The sequence below is a fragment of the Micromonospora sp. M51 genome, assembly GCF_018070305.1.
Taxonomy (GTDB): Bacteria; Actinomycetota; Actinomycetes; order Mycobacteriales; family Micromonosporaceae; genus Micromonospora; species Micromonospora parva.
The window spans coordinates 1-4607 of the sequence record NZ_JAGPXZ010000507.1; the positions used below are offsets into that span (position 1 = coordinate 1).

General features: G+C 71.4%; 3 protein-coding genes and 1 pseudogene. 3 read left to right on the forward strand and 1 reads right to left on the reverse strand.

Features of this window, described 5'->3' with window-relative positions; genetic code table 11:
• Nucleotides 1-413: pseudogene (locus KBX53_RS23205) on the forward strand (sugar ABC transporter permease); the annotation flags it as partial.
• A 281-nt stretch (nucleotides 414-694) separates the two neighbouring features.
• Here KBX53_RS23205 and KBX53_RS23210 read toward each other — a convergent pair.
• A complete protein-coding gene (locus KBX53_RS23210; RefSeq protein WP_210861621.1) occupies nucleotides 695-2074 on the reverse strand; it encodes a DNRLRE domain-containing protein in 1380 nt (459 codons plus the stop codon).
• Between the two features lie 220 nt (nucleotides 2075-2294).
• On the opposite strand from KBX53_RS23210, the gene KBX53_RS23215 reads away from it, so the two are divergent.
• Together KBX53_RS23215 and KBX53_RS23220 are read left to right on the forward strand one after the other, a co-directional pair.
• Complete coding sequence (locus KBX53_RS23215; protein WP_309140835.1) at nucleotides 2295-3605, forward strand: MFS transporter; 1311 nt, start codon at nucleotides 2295-2297, stop codon at nucleotides 3603-3605.
• Nucleotides 3602-4585: a PD40 domain-containing protein gene (locus KBX53_RS23220; RefSeq protein WP_210861623.1), complete on the forward strand. Its 984-nt coding sequence runs from the start codon at nucleotides 3602-3604 to the stop codon at nucleotides 4583-4585. The genes KBX53_RS23215 and KBX53_RS23220 overlap by 4 nt, the downstream gene beginning before the upstream one ends.
• Nucleotides 4586-4607 lie beyond the last annotated feature (22 nt).

A 4607-nucleotide genomic window follows, 5' to 3' on the forward strand; every position in this document is an offset into this window, starting at 1 on the left:
GTACCGTCTTCGGCCGCCAGGTCTACGCGATCGGCGGCAACCTGTCGGCGGCGGCGCTGTCCGGGGTGAAGGTCCGCACCGTCAACTTCTGGATGTTCGTCAACATGGGCTTCCTGGCGGCGGTGGCCGGCGTCATCTACTCGTCGCGGTCCAACGGGGCCCAGCCCGCCGCTGGCAACATGTTCGAGCTGGACGCGATCGCCGCGGCCTTCATCGGCGGCGCGGCGGTCACCGGCGGCGTGGGCACCGTGGTGGGCGCGATGGTCGGTGGTCTGATCATGGCGGTGATGAGCAACGGCATGCAGCTCATGGGCATCGACCAGTCGACCCAGTCCGTGGTGAAGGGCCTCGTCCTGCTCGTCGCGGTCGCCTTCGACGTCTACAACAAGCGTCGCGCCGGCACGTCCCGCTGACGCCCTGACGTACGCCCGTGTGCCCCTGCCCGCGTTCCGGGCGGGGGCACACGTCGTTCGGTCGCGTGCCGTCGGGACTTGACCGGGTCGGCCCTGGCAGCCGATCGCGGCGCCGGACGTGGCGATTTTCGTAGATCTTGGACAGTTTCCGTTCCGGGTGAACGGAAACTGTCCAAGATCTCGCCGTGGAACCGCGCGGGTCGCCGCGATCGAGCGGGCTCCGTCAGCCAGGGGGAGCGAGGGTCCCGCTGCGCCGCTGACGGCGCGGCGGGACCGCGCGGTCAGTGGCAGGAGGTGGTGCCGGTGTCCGTGTAGGTCTGGCCGGCCACCGGGACGAACTGCCAGTCGTAGCTGTTGGAGTGCAGGGTGAACTTCAGCAGGCCCCACGCCGAGCTGTTACGTGCCTCGCTGTTGGGCTGGATGGTGCCGAAGCCGTAGTGGCCGGCACCGCCCATCCCGGCGACGAAGCTGCGCAGCCCCCGACTCGAGTCGGCGGCACCGGCCGGGTTCATCGGGGCGAACCGCTCGTACACGTGGTTGTGCCCCCACACCACGACGTCGGCGTTGTAGTCGTAGAGGGCCTGGTACAGCGGACGCGTCGACGTCGACGGCGCGTGGTTGGAGCTGGACGTGAACAGTGGGTGGTGCCAGTACGCGAGCGTGCACGGCTTGCCGCTGGCGGCCAGGTCCGCACGCAACCACTGCTCCTGCGCCGAGCCGGCCGACATGCTGATGTTCGAGTTCAGCGACACGATGTGCCAGTTGCCGAGGTCGTACGAGTAGTAGCCGCGACCGCTCGGGCCGGCGGACGTACCGAAGTAGTTGTAGTAGCCGGTCGCGCCCGACGTGTTGTAGTCGTGGTTGCCCGGCGACGGGCGGGTACGGGACTTGTGCCGACCCCAGGTGGGCTCGTAGTAGCTGTTGAACTGCGACGCCGTCCCACTGTCGTAGACGTTGTCGCCGGTGGTGAAGACAGTGCCCGGGATGGTGTCGAGCAGCGCCGCCGTGGCACTGTCGCCGGAGCCCGAGTCGGCGATGTCGCCGGCGCCGACGAAGACCGGGTCGCCCGACGGGGGCGGCGTGGTGGTCCCGGTGCTGACCACCAGCTGCGGGGCGTCAGCGCCGCTCTCGCGGGTGTCGTAGTAGGCGCCGTCGCCGCTGGTCGAGGTGGCGCCGAAGCTGTACGTGCCGTTGCCGGTGACCGCGGCCGTGACATCGACCTCGTACCAGGTGTTGCCGCTGACCGCGCCGATCGTGCCGAGCGTGGCCCCGTCGATGGCCGGCTGGTTGTTCCAGGTGGTGCCGGTCTCCGACCAGGTGGTGTTGGACATCCGGCGGAACGTGCCGCCGGCGTCGCTGCCGCTGTTACCGCTGATCGTGCGCAGTCGCAGCTTGGCGGCGGTCACCGTGCCGCTGACACCGCTCACGGTGAAGCGCAGGAACGAGCGCCGCACCGGTGAGTTGTCCACCACGACCTGCGTGGACGTGCCGTAGTTGGTGGTGGCCGTGTCGCTCTGGACGTAGGTGTCGGCGACCGGCGTGAAGGTCACGCTCGCCGCCGACGCCGCGCCAGCGCCGGTCACGACGACGGCGGCGGTCGCGGCGACGATCACCGTGACCAGCCCCAGCGTCACCGACGGACGGGGGAATCGAATGTCCATCCAGGACTCCTTACCTCGTGGGAAGAGCGCAAGGAATGTAGGAAGGTCGATGAGCCGGCGGGCGACGGGCGGATGAACACTGCGTCCCGGCAGACGAACACCTCGTTGTTGGAAAGCCGTTCACCCGGCCCTCGCCCGGATGCCACCGACGGTCCGTTGTGTCCACCGCGGCGAGTACGGACGATGGCTGCCCGTCAGCCGTCGATCCGAGGAGATGCGCGTGTACCTGTCGACCGTCTCCCGACCCGTCGCCGACCCGCCCGGACCGGGGCCCCGACGTGGCCGGTTCGCGATGGTCAGCGGCAACGTCATCGCGCTCGGCACGGTCAGCCTGATCACCGACGTGTCGGCCGAGATGGTGGCCGCAGTCCTGCCCCTCTACCTGGTGCTGGGCCTGAACCTCAGCCCGGTGGCCTTCGGCGTGCTGGACGGCGTCCACGCCGGCGCCACCGCGCTGTTGCGGGTCGTCGGCGGTTTCGCCGCCGACCGGTTCCGGCGGCGCAAACTGATCGCCGGCCTCGGGTACGCGCTCTCGGCGGTGGCGAAACTCGGACTGCTGCTCGCCGGCCGGTCGATCCCGGCGATCGGTGCCGTCATCGCCGTCGACCGGCTCGGCAAGGGGGTGCGCAGCGCGCCACGCGATGCTCTGATCACCCTCTCCACCCCGCCCGAGGCGCTGGGTCGGGCATTCGGGGTGCACCGGGCGATGGACAGCTTCGGCGCGTTCCTCGGGCCGCTCGCCGCGTTCGCGGTCCTGCTGGTCGTCGGGCAGTCGTACGACGCGGTCTTCGTCACCAGCTTCTGCATCGCGGCACTGGCCGTCGTGGTGCTGGTGCTCTTCGTCCGGGAACGGCCCACCGGCCCGGCAGCCGACGGCCCGGCAGCCGACGGCCCGGCGGCGGACGGGCCGGACGACCCGAAGGTGTCCGTCCGCGAGGCGGTCGGCCTGCTGCGCGGCGGGCCTGCCCGCCGGCTGGTGCTGGCCGCCGCGATGCTCGGCCTGGCCACCATCGGCGACGGCTTCGTCTACCTGCTGCTGCAACGCCGGATGGACCTCGGCCTGCGCTGGTTCCCGCTGCTCGCGGTGGGAACCAGCCTGGCCTACCTGCTGCTCGCCGCCCCGCTCGGCGCGCTCGCCGACCGGATCGGTCGCCTGCCCGTGGTGATCGGCGGCTACACCGCCCTCGGTGCGACGTACCTGCTGCTGGCCGGCCCGGTCGACGGCTGGCCACTGATCGCTCTGGCGCTGACGCTGTACGGCGCCTTCTACGCGGCCACCGACGGTGTGCTCATCGCGCTCGCCGGGCCCGTGCTGCCGGCGCGACTGCGGACCACCGGAATCGCGCTGGTGCAGACCGGGCAGGCCCTGGCGTACCTCGTCTCCTCAGTGCTGTTCGGTCTGGCCTGGCAGGCGTGGGGACCGGAGCACGCGGTCCGCGCGGCGGCGGTGGCCGTCGCCGGCGTCCTGGTCGGCACGCTGCTCCTGCTGACCTCCCCGTCCCGACCCACCACCCGGAAGGTGCTCCGATGACCGCGATGTCGACCCGAGCGAAACTCGGCGTGGTGGTCGCCTCGGCCGTGCTGCTGGGCACGGTGGCGGCCGGCTACGCCGCCACGGCCGCGCAGGCTCCCCGGACACCGCCGCCCGTCGGCGGCGAGCAGGCGGTCAGCCTGGCACCCGGGCCGCGTCTGCTGGCGATCACCGACCGGCACGTCTCCACCGTCGCCGCGACCGACCCCGCCGGGCCGCGCACGGTCGGCGGTCTGGAATGCCTGCGGGTCTACGCCGCGGCCGGCACCGGGGTCTGCCTGAAGCCGGAGACCGCGTGGTCGTACCAGGTTGTCGTGCTCGACGCGGAGCTGCGCCAGACCCGGGCGGTCGGTGTGCCCGGTCTGCCGAACCGGGCCCGGGTCTCGGCCTCCGGCCGGATGGTCTCCTGGACCACGTTCGTCGGCGGTGACTCGTACACCTCCAGTGGCTTCTCCACCCGCACCGGGATCCTCGACACCGTCACCGGTGCCATTGTGGCGTCGCTCGAAGACTTCGCGATCACGATGGACGGCCGCCGCCACCGCAACCCGGACGTCAACTACTGGGGCGTCACCTTCACCGCCGACGACAACCGCTTCTACGCGACCATGTCCACCGGGGGTCGGCGGTACCTCGTCCGGGGTGACGTCGCCGCCCGCACCGTCGAGACGCTCAAGGAGAACGTCGAGTGCCCGTCGCTGTCACCGGACGGCACCCGGCTCGCGTTCAAGGAGGCGATCCACGCCGACCCGGCGAAGGGCTGGCGGTTGTCGGTCCTCGACCTGTCGAGCATGCGGGTCACCGCGACCGCGGAGACCCGCAGCGTCGATGACCAGGCGGCCTGGCTGGACAGCGGACAGCTTGCCTACACGCTGCGTCGGGACGACGGCCAACCCGACGTGTGGAGCGTCCCGGCGGACGGATCGGGTACACCGGCGCTGACGATCCCCGGCGCCGAGTCGCCGTCACCGCTCACCTGACCGCGACCGCGGACAACACGGC

Coding starts and splice junctions, on each gene's coding strand:
- KBX53_RS23220 (WP_210861623.1), top strand. CDS start 3,602: ATGACCGCGATGTCGACCCGAGCGAAACTCGGCGTGGTGGTCGCCTCG.
- KBX53_RS23210 (WP_210861621.1), bottom strand. CDS start 2,074: ATGGACATTCGATTCCCCCGTCCGTCGGTGACGCTGGGGCTGGTCACG.